At 62.3% G+C, this 15,891-nt stretch carries 12 protein-coding genes; 4 read left to right on the top strand and 8 right to left on the bottom strand.

Annotated features, from left to right (window positions below):
- The first annotated feature begins 168 nt into the window (after window positions 1-168).
- The 4 genes from HU742_RS14510 to nudC all read left to right on the top strand — a co-directional run bounded on the left by HU742_RS14510 (window position 169) and on the right by nudC (window position 6,554).
- The gene (locus HU742_RS14510; protein ID WP_186642919.1) at window positions 169-3,273 is read left to right on the top strand and encodes an efflux RND transporter permease subunit; all 3,105 of its coding nucleotides are present in this window, start codon (window positions 169-171) and stop codon (window positions 3,271-3,273) included.
- Window positions 3,270-4,751, top strand: a complete 1,482-nt coding sequence (locus HU742_RS14505) for an efflux transporter outer membrane subunit (RefSeq protein WP_186642918.1) — start codon at window positions 3,270-3,272, stop codon at window positions 4,749-4,751. Before HU742_RS14510 ends, HU742_RS14505 begins: the two co-directional genes overlap by 4 nt.
- A 153-nt stretch (window positions 4,752-4,904) precedes the next feature.
- Window positions 4,905-5,717 carry a crotonase/enoyl-CoA hydratase family protein gene (locus HU742_RS14500; protein WP_186642917.1) on the top strand — a complete coding sequence of 271 codons (813 nt, stop codon included), beginning with the start codon at window positions 4,905-4,907 and terminating at the stop codon, window positions 5,715-5,717.
- A gap of 6 nt (window positions 5,718-5,723) precedes the next feature.
- Entirely contained in the window at window positions 5,724-6,554 is an 831-nt protein-coding gene (nudC, locus tag HU742_RS14495) for an NAD(+) diphosphatase (protein ID WP_186639088.1), read from the top strand.
- Here nudC and HU742_RS14490 read toward each other — a convergent pair.
- The 8 genes from HU742_RS14490 to HU742_RS14455 form a co-directional block, all read right to left on the bottom strand.
- Window positions 6,522-7,301, bottom strand: coding sequence for a TSUP family transporter (locus HU742_RS14490; protein WP_186639090.1), 780 nt, complete (start codon window positions 7,299-7,301; stop codon window positions 6,522-6,524). The genes nudC and HU742_RS14490 overlap by 33 nt on opposite strands.
- Window positions 7,302-7,416: 115 nt before the next feature.
- Window positions 7,417-8,172 (bottom strand): ABC transporter ATP-binding protein, encoded by a 756-nt coding sequence (locus HU742_RS14485; RefSeq protein WP_186642916.1) that lies wholly within the window; start codon window positions 8,170-8,172, stop codon window positions 7,417-7,419.
- Entirely contained in the window at window positions 8,166-9,224 is a 1,059-nt protein-coding gene (locus HU742_RS14480; protein WP_186642915.1) for a FecCD family ABC transporter permease, read from the bottom strand. The genes HU742_RS14485 and HU742_RS14480 overlap by 7 nt, the downstream gene beginning before the upstream one ends.
- Window positions 9,221-10,393 (bottom strand): ABC transporter substrate-binding protein, encoded by a 1,173-nt coding sequence (locus HU742_RS14475; RefSeq protein WP_186642914.1) that lies wholly within the window; start codon window positions 10,391-10,393, stop codon window positions 9,221-9,223. The genes HU742_RS14480 and HU742_RS14475 overlap by 4 nt, the downstream gene beginning before the upstream one ends.
- Before the next feature lie 62 nt (window positions 10,394-10,455).
- On the bottom strand, window positions 10,456-12,891 hold the full coding sequence (locus HU742_RS14470) for a TonB-dependent receptor (protein ID WP_186642913.1): 2,436 nt from the start codon (window positions 12,889-12,891) through the stop codon (window positions 10,456-10,458).
- Window positions 12,892-12,978: 87 nt separating this feature from the next.
- Window positions 12,979-13,941 (bottom strand): FecR domain-containing protein, encoded by a 963-nt coding sequence (locus HU742_RS14465; protein WP_186642912.1) that lies wholly within the window; start codon window positions 13,939-13,941, stop codon window positions 12,979-12,981.
- On the bottom strand, window positions 13,942-14,457 hold the full coding sequence (locus HU742_RS14460; protein WP_186639100.1) for a sigma-70 family RNA polymerase sigma factor: 516 nt from the start codon (window positions 14,455-14,457) through the stop codon (window positions 13,942-13,944).
- 105 nt (window positions 14,458-14,562) lie between these two features.
- Window positions 14,563-15,792: an MFS transporter gene (locus tag HU742_RS14455; RefSeq protein ID WP_186642911.1), complete on the bottom strand. Its 1,230-nt coding sequence runs from the start codon at window positions 15,790-15,792 to the stop codon at window positions 14,563-14,565.
- Between the last annotated feature and the right edge of the window lie 99 nt (window positions 15,793-15,891).

Genomic DNA, 15,891 nt, shown 5'->3' with positions numbered 1-15,891 from the left:
GGCTTCCCAGGATTGCAGCGGCTTTTTGTGGCGAGGGGATTTATCCCCGTTTGAGTGCGCAGCACTCACCAAAAGGGCTGCTGCGCACCCCAGCGGGGATAAATCCCCTCGCCACAAAAGCCTCGCCAACGCTTGTGGCCGGTGTCTTGATGCCTGGGGTGGCGGCCGATGAACCTCTCCGGCCCCTTCATCCGTCGCCCGGTAGCAACCATGCTACTGAGCTTTGCCATCATGCTGCTCGGCGGCGTGTGCTTCGGCCTGCTGCCGGTTTCGCCATTGCCGCAGATGGACTTCCCGGTGATCGTGGTCCAGGCCAATCTGCCGGGGGCCAGCCCCGAAGTGATGGCCTCCACGGTGGCGACGCCGCTGGAACGCTCTTTTGGCGCCATCGCCGGCGTCAATACCATGAGCAGCCGCTCCAGCCAGGGCTCCACGCGGGTGATCCTGCAATTTGACCTGGACCGCGACATCAACGGCGCCGCCCGCGAGGTGCAGGCCGCCATCAACGCCTCGCGCAACTTGCTGCCCAGCGGTATGCGCAGCATGCCGACCTACAAGAAGGTCAACCCGTCCCAGGCGCCGATCATGGTGTTGTCGCTGACCTCGGACGTGTTGGAGAAAGGCCAGCTCTACGACCTGGCTTCGACGATCCTGTCGCAGAGCCTGTCCCAGGTCTCGGGCGTTGGTGAAGTGCAGATCGGCGGCAGTTCCCTGCCAGCGGTGCGTATCGAACTGGAGCCGCAGTTGCTCAACCAGTACGGCGTGGCTTTGGATGACGTGCGCACGGCCATTGCCGACAGCAATGTGCGCAGGCCCAAGGGCTCGGTCGAAGACGACAAGCGGATGTGGCAAGTCCAGGCCAATGACCAGCTGGAAAAAGCCAAGGACTACGAAACACTGATCATCCGCTATCAGGACGGTTCGGTGTTGCGGCTCAAGGACGTCGCCAAGGTCAGCGACAGCGTCGAGGATCGCTATAACAGCGGTTTCTTCAACAACGATGCCGCCGTGCTGCTGGTGATCAACCGCCAGGCCGGCGCCAACATCATCGAGACCGTCAACGAAATCAAGAACCAGCTGCCGGCGTTGCAAGCTGTGCTGCCGGCCAGCGTCAAGTTGAACCTGGCCATGGACCGCTCGCCGGTCATCAAGGCCACGCTGCACGAGGCGGAAATGACCCTGCTGATTGCCGTGGCGCTGGTGGTGCTGGTGGTATTCCTGTTCCTCGGTAACTTCCGCGCTTCGCTGATCCCGACCCTGGCGGTGCCGGTGTCGCTGGTGGGCACGTTCGCGGTCATGTACCTCTACGGGTTCTCCCTGAACAACCTGTCGCTGATGGCCTTGATCCTCGCCACGGGGCTGGTCGTGGACGACGCCATCGTGGTGCTGGAGAACATTTCCCGCCACATCGACGAAGGTATGCCGCCGATGAAGGCCGCTTACCTCGGTGCCGAAGAGGTGGGCTTCACTTTGCTGTCGATGAACGCCTCGCTGGTGGCGGTGTTCCTGTCGATCCTGTTCATGGGGGGGATTGTCGAGAGTCTGTTCCGCGAGTTTTCCATCACCCTGGCCGCCGCCATTGTCGTCTCGCTTATCGTCTCCTTGACGCTCACGCCGATGCTCTGCGCTCGCTGGCTCAAGCCTCACGTGCCGGGGCAGGAGAATCGCCTGCAGCGCTGGAGCCATGGCCTCAACGAGCGAATGGTCCGTGGCTACGCGCGCACGCTCGATTGGGTGCTGCGCCATCGACGCCTGACCTTGTTGAGCCTGCTGGTGACCATCGGCGTGAACATCGCGTTATACGTGGTGGTGCCTAAAACCTTCATGCCGCAACAGGACACCGGCCAATTGATCGGCTTTGTGCGCGGTGACGACGGGCTGTCGTTCAACGTCATGCAGCCGAAGATGGAAATCTTCCGCCGCGCGGTGCTCAAGGACGAAGCGGTGCAGAGCGTGGCGGGATTCATCGGCGGTAACAACGGCACCAACAATGCCTTCATGCTGGTGCGCCTCAAACCGATCAAGGAGCGGGGGATTTCCGCGCAGAAAGTCATTGAGCGCCTGCGCAAGGAAATGCCCAAGGTGCCCGGCGGCCAATTGATGCTGATGGCCGACCAGGACCTGCAATTTGGAGGCGGTCGCGAGCAGACCACCTCGCAATACTCCTACATTCTGCAAAGCGCCGACCTGGCCTCCCTGCGCGAGTGGTACCCCAAGGTTGTCGCCGCTTTCCGCGCCCTGCCGGAACTCACCGCCATCGATGCCCGTGATGGTGGCGGGGCGCAGCAAGTCACGCTGATTGTGGACCGCGACCAGGCCAAGCGCCTGGGTATCGACATGGACATGGTCACGTCGGTGTTGAACAACGCCTACAGCCAGCGGCAGATATCCACGATCTACGACAGCCTCAACCAGTACCAGGTGGTGATGGAGGTCAACCCCAAATACGCCCAGGATCCCAAGACACTCGAGCAGGTCCAGGTCATCACTGCCGACGGGGCGCGGGTCCCGCTGTCAACGATTGCTTATTATGAAAACAGCCTGGAAGACGACCGGGTCAGTCATGAAGGGCAGTTCGCTTCCGAGGGCATTTCCTTCGATATGGCCGAAGGCGTCACGGTGGAGCAGGGCACGGCCGCCATTGAGCGGGCCATTGCCAAGCTTGGGATGCCGGAGGACGTCATCGCGAAGATGGCCGGCACTGCCGATGCCTTTGCTGCCACCCAGAAAAGCCAGCCGTTCATGATTCTCGGGGCGTTGCTGGCGGTGTACCTGGTACTTGGCGTGTTGTATGAGAGCTACATTCATCCGCTGACCATCCTGTCCACCTTGCCCTCGGCGGGGGTGGGCGCGTTGCTGTCGATCTACGTGCTGGGCAGTGAATTCAGCCTGATCTCGTTGCTGGGCCTGTTCCTGTTGATTGGCGTGGTGAAGAAGAACGCGATCCTGATGATCGATCTTGCGCTGCAGCTGGAGCGCGCCGGCCAGACGCCGCTGGAGTCGATCCGCAGTGCGTGCCTGTTGCGGCTGCGGCCGATCCTGATGACGACGCTGGCGGCGATCCTCGGCGCCTTGCCGTTGTTGCTCGGCGGTGCCGAAGGTTCGGAGATGCGCCAGCCGCTGGGCCTGACCATCATAGGCGGGCTGGTGTTCAGCCAGGTCCTGACGCTTTACACCACCCCGGTGGTCTACCTCTATCTCGATAACCTGCGCCATCGCTTCAACCGCTGGCGTGGGGTGCGCACTGATGCTGCCCTGGAAACTCCGCTATGACCGACCGTTCGCTTTCCAACCTTGCCGCACCGCTGGCGACTGCCCGTGGCTCGCGGGTACTGAGCCTGGCCCTGTGCGTGGCGATGCTTAGTGCTTGCGCGATCGGCCCGGATTACCAGCGTCCGGCCGCCGCCGCACCTGTGCAATACAAAGAGGCCCAGGGCTGGCGCCAGGCCAACCCCAGCGACGCCCTGGCCCGTGGCGCCTGGTGGGAGCTGTACGCGGATACCCGACTCAATGAACTGGTGGAGAAGCTCAACGCCTCCAACCAGACCGTGGCCCAGGCCGAGGCCCAGTATCGTCAGGCCCAGGCACTGGCGCGCAGTGCCCGTGGGGCGTTTTTCCCGACGGTGGACCTTTCCGTCGGCAAGACCCGCTCCAGCCAGGGCACCGGCAGCAGCAGTTCGAGCCTGAGCAGCTCCTCCAGCGGCATCCGCGACACCTACAGCGCCCAGGCGGGCGTGAGCTGGGAAGCGGACGTCTGGGGCAAATTGCGCCGCACCCTGGAGGCCGACGAGGCCAGCGCACAAGCCAGTTTTGCCGATCTGGCGGCGATGCGCCTGAGCCAGCAATCGGAGCTGGTGCAAAATTATTTGCAGTTGCGGGTGATTGACGAGCAGAAGCGCTTGTTGCAGACCACCGTCGACAACTACCAGCGCTCGCTGAAGATGACCGAAAACCAGTACCGCGCCGGGGTGTCCGGCAAGGACGCGGTGGCCCAGGCGCAAAACCAGCTCAAGACCACCCAGGGCGACTTGATCGATCTGATCTGGCAGCGGGCCCAGTTCGAAAATGCCATTGCCGTGCTGATTGGCCTGCCTCCGGCCGAGTTCAGCCTGGTCGAAACCCAGGACATTCCGACACTGCCACAAGTGCCGGTGGCGCTGCCTTCGCAGTTGCTCGAGCGCCGTCCGGACATCGCTTCGGCGGAACGCTCGGTCATGGCCGCCAACGCCAACATTGGCGTGGCGAAGGCCGCCTATTATCCAGACCTGACGCTGAGCCTGAGCGGCGGCTACAGCAGCAGTACCTACGACAACTGGGTGAGCGTGCCGAACCGTTTCTGGTCGGTGGGGCCGCAATTGGCGATGACCCTGTTCGACGGCGGCCAGCGCTCGGCGGAAGTCGACCGCAGCGTCGCGGCCTACGACCAGACCGTGGCGACCTATCGGCAGACCGTGCTCGACGGGTTCCGTGAAGTCGAGAATTACATGATCCAGCTCAAGGTGCTCGAAGATGAGGCTCGCGTTCGCCAGGAAGCGCTGGATGCCGCTCGTGAGTCCCTGCGCCTGACGCAGAACCAATACCGGGCGGGGTTGATCGGCTACCTCGACGTCGTGACCGTCCAGGCCACCGCCCTGAGCAACGAACGCAGTGTGCTTAGCTTGCAACAGAGTCGGTTGATCGCCAGCGTGCAGTTGATTGCGGCGCTGGGGGGCGGTTGGGATGGGCAGTTGCAGGCAAGCGACAAACCATAATCGCGTCAGGCTTTTGTGGCGAGGGAACTTGCTCCCTCGCCACGGGGGATTCGCTGGCCACCAGTCCCGCTTTTGGCCGATGCACTGCCTACGTCCTTTCACGCTGGCTTGTTATAGTTCAGGCCTCTCCCAGCACGGTAAAGGATCACTGCCATGTCGCAATACAAAGCGTTCAACGTCGAACTTGCAGACAACATCGCCCATGTGCAGATCAATCGCCCGGACAAGATCAACGCGATGAACGCTGCGTTCTGGACTGAGATCATCGACATCTTCCAGTGGGTCGACGATACCGACGAAGTGCGGGTGGTGGTCCTGAGCGGTGCGGGCAAGCACTTTTCGTCCGGCATCGACCTGATGATGTTGGCTGGAGTGGCTAACGAACTGGGCAAGGACGTTGGCCGTAACGCTCGCGTGCTGCGGCGCAAGATCCTGCAACTTCAGGCCTCGTTCAACGCCGTGGACAATTGCCGCAAACCGGTACTCGCGGCGGTCCAGGGCTATTGCCTGGGCGGGGCCATCGACCTGATTTCCGCCTGCGACATGCGCTACGCCGCGCAGGACGCGCAATTCTCCATCAAGGAAATCGACATCGGCATGGCCGCCGATGTTGGCACATTGCAACGCTTGCCGCGGATCATCGGGGACGGCATGCTGCGTGAACTCGCTTATACGGGACGTACCTTTGGCGCCGACGAAGCGCGGGACATTGGCCTGGTCAATCGTGTCTACAGTGATACTGCCAGCCTGCTCGACGGGGTGATGGGCCTTGCCCGGGAAATTGCCGCCAAGTCGCCGATCGCTATCACCGGCACCAAGGAAATGATCAGCTACATGCGCGATCACCGCATCGACGACGGGCTGGAATACGTCGCCACGTGGAACGCCGCCATGCTGCAATCCAACGACCTGCGCGTGGCCATGGCCGCCCATATGAGCAAACAGAAACCTGAATTTCTGGATTGATCGATCATGATTTCACGCTGGACCACCGCAGTACTCGACACCGACCTTCCCGGCGGCTGGGCCGTGGCTCGCAGCCCGGAAGGTTTTTTGTACGATGACAACGGCGCGTTGTTTCCCCGCGACTGGCTCAAGCGCCAGGACCTGTCGATCCTCGCCGAACATGGCATCGGTCACCTGGATGGCGAACCGGTCTACCTGCTGGAACTGCACAGCCCCTTGGACATTCCCGGCTGCAACTGGAAAGGCCTGCGGGCGTTCATGCTCGAGGACGACCACACGCTGTTCAAGGTGCTGGGCTATGCGGCGCAAGTCGGCACTTGGGCCCGGGAACATCGCTTTTGTGGCAGTTGCGGGCAGCGCATGAGCCAGGTTCCGCGGGAGCGGGCGATGCATTGTCAGGCGTGCGATCTGCGGCACTACCCGCGCATCTCACCCAGCATGATCGTGTTGATCACCCGTGGCGATGAAGTGCTGCTGGCCCGTTCGCCCCGTTTCGTCAGCGGTGTCTACAGCACCTTGGCGGGGTTTGCCGAACCGGGTGAGTCGGTCGAGGATTGCCTGGTGCGCGAGGTCCGCGAAGAAGTCAGCCTTGAGGTGAAGAACATCCAATACATGGGTAGCCAGTGCTGGCCGTTCCCTCATTCGATGATGCTGGGTTTCCATGCCGAGTACGCCGGGGGCGACATCGTACCCCAGGAAGACGAAATCGAGGACGCCCAATGGTTCAACGTTCACGACCTGCCGCCACTGCCGGCCTCGCGTTCCATTGCCCGCTACCTGATCGACCTCTATGTGGCTCGCCGGCTAGGCCACGCTGAACCAGTGTTGCCAGGCTAGACGCACGGTCAGGCCCAGCACCACGGTGATGAACACCGGGCGGATGAACTTCGCGCCGCCGCTGATGGCGGTGCGCGCGCCGAAGAAGGCACCGACCATCACCGACAGGCCCATGCTCAGGCCGATGATCCAATCCACCTGGCCCGAAAAGATGAACACCGACAGTGCCGCGATGTTGCTGACAAAGTTCATGCTGCGGGCTACGCCGCTGGCCTTGACCAGGTCGATGGGGTAGAGCAGCAGGCTGCTGACGGTCCAGAACGCGCCGGTTCCCGGGCCGGCTACGCCGTCATAGAAACCCAGGGTGAAGCCTTGGGGCGACTGCCAGGTCTTCTTGATCGGCGCGTCACTGTCCAGCGGCGCCTTGGGTGTGCCGCCGAACAGCAGGTACAAGCCGCAGGCAAAGACAATCACCGGCAGCATCTTGTTCAGCCATTCGGCGGGCAGGTAATGGGCGACGATCGCGCCGGCCAGCGCACCGACCAGCGTGCCGACAATCGCGTGAGTCCACTGCCGTGGATGAAACAACTTGCGCCTGTAGAAGGTAAAGCTGGCCGTGGCCGAGCCAAAGGTCGAACTCAGCTTATTGGTGCCCAGGACCAGGTGCGGCGGCAGGCCGGCGGTCAACAGGGCAGGTGTGGTGAGCAGGCCGCCACCGCCGGCAATGGCGTCGATGAAACCGGCAATGAACGCGACAACGGCCAGGATAGCGAGGGTGGAGAGGTCTACGCTGAGTTCAAAAGGCATGGAATGGGCTTATTGGGCAGGTCGCAGAAAGGCTGCGGGAAGGCCGTTATGTTACCCATAACGACGCCGGCCCGCGACCTGCAAGACCTTACTTATTCCAGTGGCGAGCAGCCCTTCAAACCACGTCATCGACAATGATGTGCCGCTCATCCCGGGAGCACCGCTCGATCCGAGCCTGGACCCGATACACCTCACGCAACATTTGCTCCGTAATCACATCCTCACTTCGACCGCAGCCTCGCAGGGTTCCATGGGCGATGACCAGCACCTGGTCGGCGAAGCGCAACGCCTGGTTCAGGTCATGAATGGCGATGAACAGGATAATCGAGTGCTGGCGGGCGAGGGCGCGCATGAAACTCAAGACTTGGACTTGGCGATGCATGTCCAGGGCGCTGGTAGGCTCATCCATCAGCAGGACTTCGGGTTCGCGCACCAGCGTCTGCGCGATGGACACCAATTGCTGTTGCCCGCCGCTCAGTTCGCCGAGATTACGAAATGACAGGTCGCCGATGCCCAGGGATTCCAGGATACGGTCGACGACTTCCAGCTCATCGGCTTGCACGGCCCAGCCGGGCGCCTGTTGCTTGCGCGCCAGCAGCACCGATTCATACACGGTCAGTCGCGCGCTGGTATTGAGGTTCTGCGGCATGTAGCAGATACCGGCCTGGCCCCTGCGCGAACCTTCCAGGCGAACCCGGCCCGGGCCTTCGATCAGGCCGGCGATGCGTTTGAATAATGTGGATTTCCCTGCCGCGTTGGGGCCTACCACGGCCACGACCTCGCCACCGCTGAGCAGCGGGGTACTGATCCCCTCGAGTATCGATCGGCGACCATAACGAGCACCGACGTCTTCCAGCTCGATCGTCACCATGACTGTTTCCTGCCGCCGAGTACGAGTGAGATGAAAAACGGCACGCCGATCAGCGACGTGACCACGCCGATGGGGAAAATCGCTCCAGGTATCAGGGTCTTGCTGACCACCGAACTGGCCGACAGGATCAAGGCCCCTGTCAGCAGTGAGGCCGGGAGAAAGAAGCGCTGGTCTTCGCCGATCAGCATTCGCGCAATGTGCGGACCCACGAGACCGATGAAGCCGATGGTGCCGACAAACGCCACGGGAAACGACGCCAGCAGGCTGACCATGACCAGTGTCTGCAAGCGCAACTTGCGCACGTTGACGCCGAAGCTCGCAGCTTTTTCATCCCCCAGGCGCAGGGCGGTCATCGCCCAGGCGCGGCGGGCAAAGATCGGTAAGGTGACCAGGATGACCAGGCAGACCACGCCGAGTTTCGGCCAAGTGGCCTTGGTCAGGCTGCCCATGGTCCAGAACACCACCGCAGCCACGGCCTGCTCGGTGGCGAAAAACTGCACCAGTGCCAACAGCGCGTTGAAGGTGAACACCAGGGCGATGCCCAACAGCACGATGGTTTCGCTGGTCATGCCCCGGCGCAGGCTGAGAACGTGAATCAGCAGGGCCGAAAGCATCGCCATGACAAAGGCATTGAGCGGCACCATGTACTGGGCGATCACCGGCACCAGGGCCACGCCGAATGCCAGCCCCAAGGCCGCGCCGAAGCTGGCCGCCGCAGAGATGCCCAAGGTGAACGGGCTCGCCAGCGGATTGTTGAGGATGGTCTGCATCTGCGCGCCGGCCAGGGACAATGCGGCCCCCACGGCCACCGCCATCAGCGCCACCGGCAGGCGTATTTCCCACATCACCACGCGCACCTGGGGCGCCGCGGCATCAGGAGAGAACAGCGCGCCCAGCACTTCATCCAGGCTGTAGCTGGCGGGGCCAAGGGCCAGGTCCAGCAGCACGCTACACAGCAGTAACACGGCCAGGCCGATCAGGATCAAGCGTTTACGCCAGACTTGCTCGCGGTAAATCGTGCCCAAGGCGATATCATCGATGCGGCCATTCATGGTTGGGCCTGCGTTGGCTTGAGGCTGACGAAGTAGCCCGGCTCATAGGGCACTGGCAGGAAACGCTCATGGAATTCGCGAAACGTAGCGTCGGGGTCCAGGTCGGTGAACAGCTCCGGGTGGAACCATTTGGCCAGTTGCTGGATGGCGATGAACTGATAGGGGCTGTTATAGAACTGGTGCCAGATGGCATGGAATTCCTGGGTTTGCTGGGCCTTGATCCCGGCGTAGGCAGGGCGTTGGGTGTACCACTGCAATTTGCGCCGGGCCTCGGCCAGATCGGCCCCCGGCCCCACGCCGACCCAGCGCCCGCCTGGGGCAAAGGCCTCCCAGTTGGCACTGGTGACCACCACCTGTTCCGGGTTGGCGACGATCACTTGCTCAGCGTTCAACTGGCCGAAGGTGTTGGGAATTATCGAGCCGGCAATGTTGCGCCCACCGGCCAGCTCGACGAAGCGACCGAAGTTTTCATTGCCGAAACTCAGGCAGCAATCGTCGGTGTAGCCGCCGATACGCTCGATGAACACCTTGGGTCGGGGCGGCTGGCGGGCCTGGATCACATCGGTGACGCGACGGATCTGCTGGTTGCGATAGGCGATGAATGCCTCGGCGCGGGTCTCTTCGCCGAACAACTGGCCGAACAGGCGCATGGTCGGCTCGGTGTTCTGCATCGGGTTATTGCGAAAGTCCACGTAGACCACCGGGATGCCAAGCGCATCGAGCTTCTCGATGTAGCGAGCGTCCTCGGTGGCGTGTTGGGCTTCGATGTTGAGGACGATCACATCCGGTTGCTGGCTGATCGCTTGCTCGATGTCGAAGGTACCGTCTTCGAAACCGCCGAAGGTCGGGACCTTGGCAATCGCCGGATAGCGCCGCAGGTAGGCGTCGTAGGTATCCGGATCGGACTGGATCAGATCCTTGCGCCAGCCGACGATGCGGCGGATCGGGTTGTCGGTGTCCAATGCCGCCACCAGATACAACTGGCGGCCTTCGCCGAGAATCACCCGGCGTACCGGAATTCGCACCTGGACCTGGCGGCCGAGCAAGTCGGTGACGGTGGTTTTGGTGGCGGGCGGGGTGTCTGAAAAAGCAAAACCGCTCAGCAGCAAGGTTGCGGCACCCAGCAGCCAGGCGGTGAGCGATGAACGCGTCAGAGGTGGAATCAGCATTGTTTGAACCTTGTCAGTACCAGCCCCTGCAGCGGTGCACGCGCTGCCGGGGCGAAGCGCAATCAGAAGTCGACTGTCGCCGAGAGCAAGAGGGTGCGCGGCGCGCCTTGGGAGAACGCGCCGTAGGAGGCGACGCCGGACCAATACTCGCGATCGAACACGTTCTGCACCGTGGCGCGCAACGTTGTAGGCCGGCCATCGAGCACGGTGCTGTAGCGGGCGCCGGCATCGAAGCGCGTCCACGGATCGAGTTCTTGGGTATTAGCCTGATTGACGTACTGGCTGCCGGTATAGATTGCCCCGCCGGTCAGCGTCACGCCTTGTACCCACGGGGTGTCCCATTCGGCCCAGAGGTTGGCCTGCACTTCAGGCACCCCCACTGGTTTGTTGCCGCGATTGGCGGCGGTGCCGCTTTTGGTGAGTTCGCCGTCGAGCAAGGTGACGCCGCCCAACAGGCGCGTGCCTTCGCGCAGTTCGCCGAACATGTTCAGTTCGATACCGCGGTTGCGTTGTTCGCCCTGCACGGAGTACACGTTACCTGCGGTGCCGTTGGTCAACTCGCCGGCAGGCTTCTTGATCTGGAACAGCGCAAGGGTCGAGGTGAAAGTGCCGTAGTCGACCTTGACCCCGACTTCCTGCTGGCGAGAGATGTACGGCTTGAATGTTTCCCCGGAGTTGCTCGCATTGGCCGGCGCGGTGTCGCCCTTGCTCAAGCCTTCGATGTAGTTGTAGTAGAACGAGACATGTTCCCATGGCTTGATCACCGCGCCGAACAGCGGCGTGATTTCGCTTTCGTCGTAGGCGCTGGTGACGTTTCCGAAGGTGTTGTAATTGGTCGATTTGATGCTCTGTTTGCGCAGGCCAAGCGTCACTTGAGCGCGCTCGTCCAGGATCGATAGTGTATCGGCCAAGGCCACGCCGGACAGTTCGGTGTCTGACACCTTCGCCACATCGGGGGATGCGATGGACGGTTTGTCGCGCTCGACCGGGTGATAGATATTCGAAAAGACCGGGGCGCCGGAATTGATTCCGCGGCGCAGTTCATCGCGATAGCGGCTGGCCTGAAGAGTAGCGCTGTGGCTGACCGGACCGGTCTCGAACCGAGCCCGGGCGCCGGCGTCTACGGTGTAGCGCTCGACTTCGAACTTGTAATAACCCGGAGTCGAGCGCGTGTCCCCGGCGTCGTTCAGAATCGTCGGCAGCTGGTCCGATAGCCGCGCTACATCGGACTTGCCACCCCCGGCGTGGCCGAATACCGTCAGGTTGTCGCTCAGGTCATATTCGCCACTGAGCAGCGCCGACTTGTCGCGGGTTTCGGACCAGCCCCAGTCCTGGGTCACGTTACGGCGCCCGTTGGCCGCCGAAGGCACCTCGACACCGTTCGCGATAGCGAATGGCCGGGACGGGGCGTCCCATTGTTCTTCCTGGCTGATCAGGTCCAGGCTGGTCCTGAAACGGTCGCCCTGGTAATCCAAGGAGATGGCGCCGATACCGACATCACGCGATTGCTTGTCAATCGCTGTGTCCCCACCTTGCAGACTGCCGTTGACGCGCACACCGAAGCGGCGTTCCTCGCCGAAGCGCCGGCTGATGTCGACATGCCCGCCTGCCTGGGTGTCCATCGCGTAGCTGGCCGTCACCCGGGTCAGGTCCTGATCCAACGAGCGCTTGGGCACGATGTTGATCACACCACCGACGCCGCTGTTGGGCGACATGCCGTACAACAGCGCAGCCGGACCCTTGATGACCTCAATGCGCTCGGCGTATTCGGTGAAGACCCGGTAGTTCGGCGCCACGCCATACACACCATCAAATGCCAGCTCACCCAGGTTGCCTTCGCCCACCGGGAAACCGCGAATGAAAAACGAATCGACGATGCCGCCGGCCTGGCCGGTCGATCGCACCGAGGAGTCACGCTCCAATACATCGGCAGCGGTCACGGCTTGCTGGTCCTTCATCAAGGTCGAGGTGTAGTTGCTGACGCTGAAGGGGGTGTCCATCAAGTCTTTGTTGCCCAGCAGGCCAGCCCGGCCGCCACGGGCAACTTGGCCGCCGCTGTAGGCCGCCGGCAAATCCCCGGGGCGTACTTCGGCTGCATTGATCGTGGTTTGCGACAAGGTCAGCTCACCGTCGCCGTCGCGTTTTTGCAAGGTGTAGGTGCCATCGTCGCGTGCGACCAGGTCCAGGCCGCTGCCCGTCAGCAGCCGGGCAAATGCTTCACGGGCGGTGAACTGGCCGGACAGTCCGGGGCTGTTCAAGCCTTGTGTGAGTGACGGTTCGAACGACAAGGCGATACCGGCCTGCACGGCGAACGCCGAAAGCGTTGCCCCCAAGGGGCCGGGCTGGATGTTGTAGGACTGGCTGGCAACGCTGTCCAGCGGCGCGCCCGGGGCCGCCCAGGTACCTGGACTCAAGGTGGTAAGCGCGACGCTGAGCATGGCACTGCGAATCGCCAGATTCAGCTTGCGATCCGAACGCAGGGGGCGGGCAACGGGCATGGCGGGAGGATCCTGTGTAGAGGGTTTGTTCCCTAAGCCAGCCAGGATTGAAAAAAGTATCATCCCCGCACGATTATTTTTTCGGATTCACGCCGGCGCCAACATGACCCAATAATCGCCGAGGCGGGACGTCACGCTGATGGGGTAGGTCTGGGCGAGCATCTTCAGGGTTCGGCGGGTGTTGTTGACAGGAAATGCACCGGATATGCGCAAGCCGGCGATGGCCGGATCGCAGCGCAGAACACCGTTGCGATAGCGGCTCAGTTCGTTGATGAAGTCCCCCAGGCGCATGTTGTCGGCCATCAGCATGCCGCGGGCCCAGGCCAGCGAGGACTTGTCGACAGGTTTCAGTCCATCGATGCCCCGTGCGGTAAAACCGCTGGCTTGGCCAGCCTCGACCACTTGCTCACCGATGCCCCTGACTTCGATGCGCACGGCGCCTTCCAATACCGCGAGACACGTGTGTCCGGCTTCTTCGCGGACGCTGAAGCGTGTCCCGAGCGCCTGCATCCGGCCTTCGCTGGTTTGTACCCGGAAGGGGCGCGCCACCGGTGACGGATCCGCCGCGGTCTGGACGAGTACCTCGCCGCGGCGCAACAGCAGCAGGCGCTGGCGCTCGTCGAAATACACATCGATCGCGGTATCGGTGTTCAAGGTGACATGGCTACCGTCGGCCAGGGTCACGTCGCGCCGCTCGCCCACGGGGGCGCGATAATCAGCGGTCCACTGCTGCCAATCATTGAGCTTCCAACTGCCCCAGGCCAAGGGAGCCAGGGCGAGCAGGGTGGCCAGCTTACCCATGGCGGCACGGCGAGAGGGATTGTTGGGGCGGTCCAGTGCCGCCATCGCCAGCGCAGGGGGCAAGCCCTGCAGCTTGCACAGCAGTAGCTCGGCCCGGGCCCAGGCCTGGCCGTGTGCCGGGCTGCTGGCTCGCCAGCGTTCCCAATCCTGGCGTTCGGCGTCATTGACGCTGCCTTCGCTCAGGCGCATCAGCCAGTCGGCGGCTTCGCTGAGGATGGCCGGGTCGAGCGCTTGGTCGTGAAGTTGCATTCAGTCCACCAGCATCAGGCAGTGCAGGAAAGCCTGTTTCATGTAGCGCTTGATGGTGATCAGCGAAACGCCGAGTTGCGTGGCGATGTCGTCATATTTCAGGCCGTTGAGTTGGGAGAGCAGGAACGCCCGCTTTACTTGAGTCGGCAGGGTATCGAGCATGGCGTCGATCTCGTACAGCGCCTCAAGCACCAGCAAGCGTCGCTCGGGCGAAGGCACTTCAGGCGCCGGCAACGAAGCCAGCGCCTGGAGATAAGCACGCTCGAGTGCCTTGCGCTGGAACCAGTTCACCAGGATGCCCCCGGCGACACAGCTCAGGTACGCCCGCGGTTCTTCGATCACCGCCACCTTCGAGGCGAGTATGCGAATGAAGGTGTCATGGGCCAGGTCGGCGGCGTCCAGCGCGTTGCCCAGTTTTCGGTAAAGCCGGGCGTACAACCAGCCATGGTGTCCGCTATAGAGGTCTGCGACGGTGCGCAGGTGACAATCATTGACCACTGACCCTGGATCGTTCATGGCTGTTGTGTTTTTTGATAGTGAGAATTATTCCCAATGGTAGTGGAGGCGCTCAGTGCCGCGCAAGGTCATATTGCCGGTGGGGGCGTTTAGGGTGCGTTGGCGCTACTCGCCGGCCTTGCCGAGTATCCCGAGCGGTTTGTAGCGCAGCAGGATCAATGGCATCAGCGCCACTGCATAGGCGAGGCAGACGTAGAGATAAATGTTTTGCAGGCCATAGACTTGGCTGAGTAAGGCGCCAAGGGAAATCCCAATGATGGACGCCGTCTGCGAAACGCCTTGGGACAAACCCAGCACCTGGCCTTGGCGGCTGTTGTCGGTACTCTTGGAAATGAGCGCCGTCAGCACGGGCGTTGTCGCGCCCAACAGCAAGCCCCAGATGAAATAGGCGAGGGCGAAGATCATTGGCTGCCGAGTCAGGCCGGCCAAGGCGGTGACAGCGATGCAACTCAACACGATGCCGGTCATGGCGTGCAGCGTTTGCGCCGGGTTGCGCTGTTCGAAGTAGCGCGACCAGGACGTCGCGCAAAGAATGAACCCCAGGGCCAGCAAGCCGTAGCAAAGCCCGACCATGGCATTGCTGACCTCGAAGGTTGAAGCCACATACAAGGAAAATGACGTCTGCGGCAGCATCCGGGCCAGCAGCAGGAGGCCCATGATGCCCAGCAACCAAGCCGTCGCGGGGTTGAACAGGCCGCGCCGCGAGGACTCGGTCTCATTGTCTGCCGAAGAAACCTTTATCACCGGCGCCACGTAGGGCAATGTCAATGCCGCCACCACCGTGCACAAGGCGCATAAGCCGGAGGCCACGATGTTGATCCAGAAAAACGTTGCCTGGTCCAGAATCAGCCCGCCCACCACCGCCCCCAGCAACGAGCCGACATTCGTGGAAATCTGCAGGATGGCAAACAGCCTGGCCCGTCGCGACGGTGCCTCGATGCTTACCCCATAGGCCTGGGCCGGGGCGATATAACCGGCGAAAGCACCTTGCAGGAAACGCAGGATGAGGATTATCCAGATATCGCTGGTCAACGCCAGCCCGAGTTGGGTCAATGAGAGGCCCGCCAGCGCACGGATCATCATCAGCTTGTGCCCGTAGCGATCACCGACGCGGCCCCATAAGGCGCTGGTCAGGATGATGCCCAGCATCGGACCGACGTACACCGCCGTGCTGGCGAAGCTGAACAGTGCATCGTTGCTGGTCAGTTGCCGCAGATGAACGGGCCAGAACGGCCCACTCATTTCCATGGCGCCCATGGAAACCAGTTGAATCGAAAACAACAGCAAGACGAGCAGGCGGACACTGGAACCCTTCGGGATACCAACACGGGGCATGGGCAGACTCGCAAGGCGGTTAAGGCTGTGTCTTATCCGACAGTGCGTCGATATGGGCAAGAAAAAAATGCAGTGCTTGATGCGAGTGCGGTTAACCCC

This window comes from Pseudomonas marvdashtae (genome assembly GCF_014268655.2).
Taxonomy (GTDB): Bacteria; Pseudomonadota; Gammaproteobacteria; order Pseudomonadales; family Pseudomonadaceae; genus Aquipseudomonas; species Aquipseudomonas marvdashtae.
This window is presented reverse-complemented; position numbering and strand designations above follow the sequence as displayed.

Excerpts from the sequence above, each read along its gene's own strand:
- HU742_RS14510 (WP_186642919.1), top strand. The coding sequence starts at position 169 with ATGAACCTCTCCGGCCCCTTCATCCGTCGCCCGGTAGCAACCATGCTA.
- HU742_RS14505 (WP_186642918.1), top strand. The coding sequence starts at position 3,270 with ATGACCGACCGTTCGCTTTCCAACCTTGCCGCACCGCTGGCGACTGCC.
- HU742_RS14500 (WP_186642917.1), top strand. The coding sequence starts at position 4,905 with ATGTCGCAATACAAAGCGTTCAACGTCGAACTTGCAGACAACATCGCC.
- nudC (WP_186639088.1), top strand. The coding sequence starts at position 5,724 with ATGATTTCACGCTGGACCACCGCAGTACTCGACACCGACCTTCCCGGC.
- HU742_RS14490 (WP_186639090.1), bottom strand. The coding sequence starts at position 7,301 with ATGCCTTTTGAACTCAGCGTAGACCTCTCCACCCTCGCTATCCTGGCC.
- HU742_RS14485 (WP_186642916.1), bottom strand. The coding sequence starts at position 8,172 with ATGGTGACGATCGAGCTGGAAGACGTCGGTGCTCGTTATGGTCGCCGA.
- HU742_RS14480 (WP_186642915.1), bottom strand. The coding sequence starts at position 9,224 with ATGAATGGCCGCATCGATGATATCGCCTTGGGCACGATTTACCGCGAG.
- HU742_RS14475 (WP_186642914.1), bottom strand. The coding sequence starts at position 10,393 with ATGCTGATTCCACCTCTGACGCGTTCATCGCTCACCGCCTGGCTGCTG.
- HU742_RS14470 (WP_186642913.1), bottom strand. The coding sequence starts at position 12,891 with ATGCCCGTTGCCCGCCCCCTGCGTTCGGATCGCAAGCTGAATCTGGCG.
- HU742_RS14465 (WP_186642912.1), bottom strand. The coding sequence starts at position 13,941 with ATGCAACTTCACGACCAAGCGCTCGACCCGGCCATCCTCAGCGAAGCC.
- HU742_RS14460 (WP_186639100.1), bottom strand. The coding sequence starts at position 14,457 with ATGAACGATCCAGGGTCAGTGGTCAATGATTGTCACCTGCGCACCGTC.
- HU742_RS14455 (WP_186642911.1), bottom strand. The coding sequence starts at position 15,792 with ATGCCCCGTGTTGGTATCCCGAAGGGTTCCAGTGTCCGCCTGCTCGTC.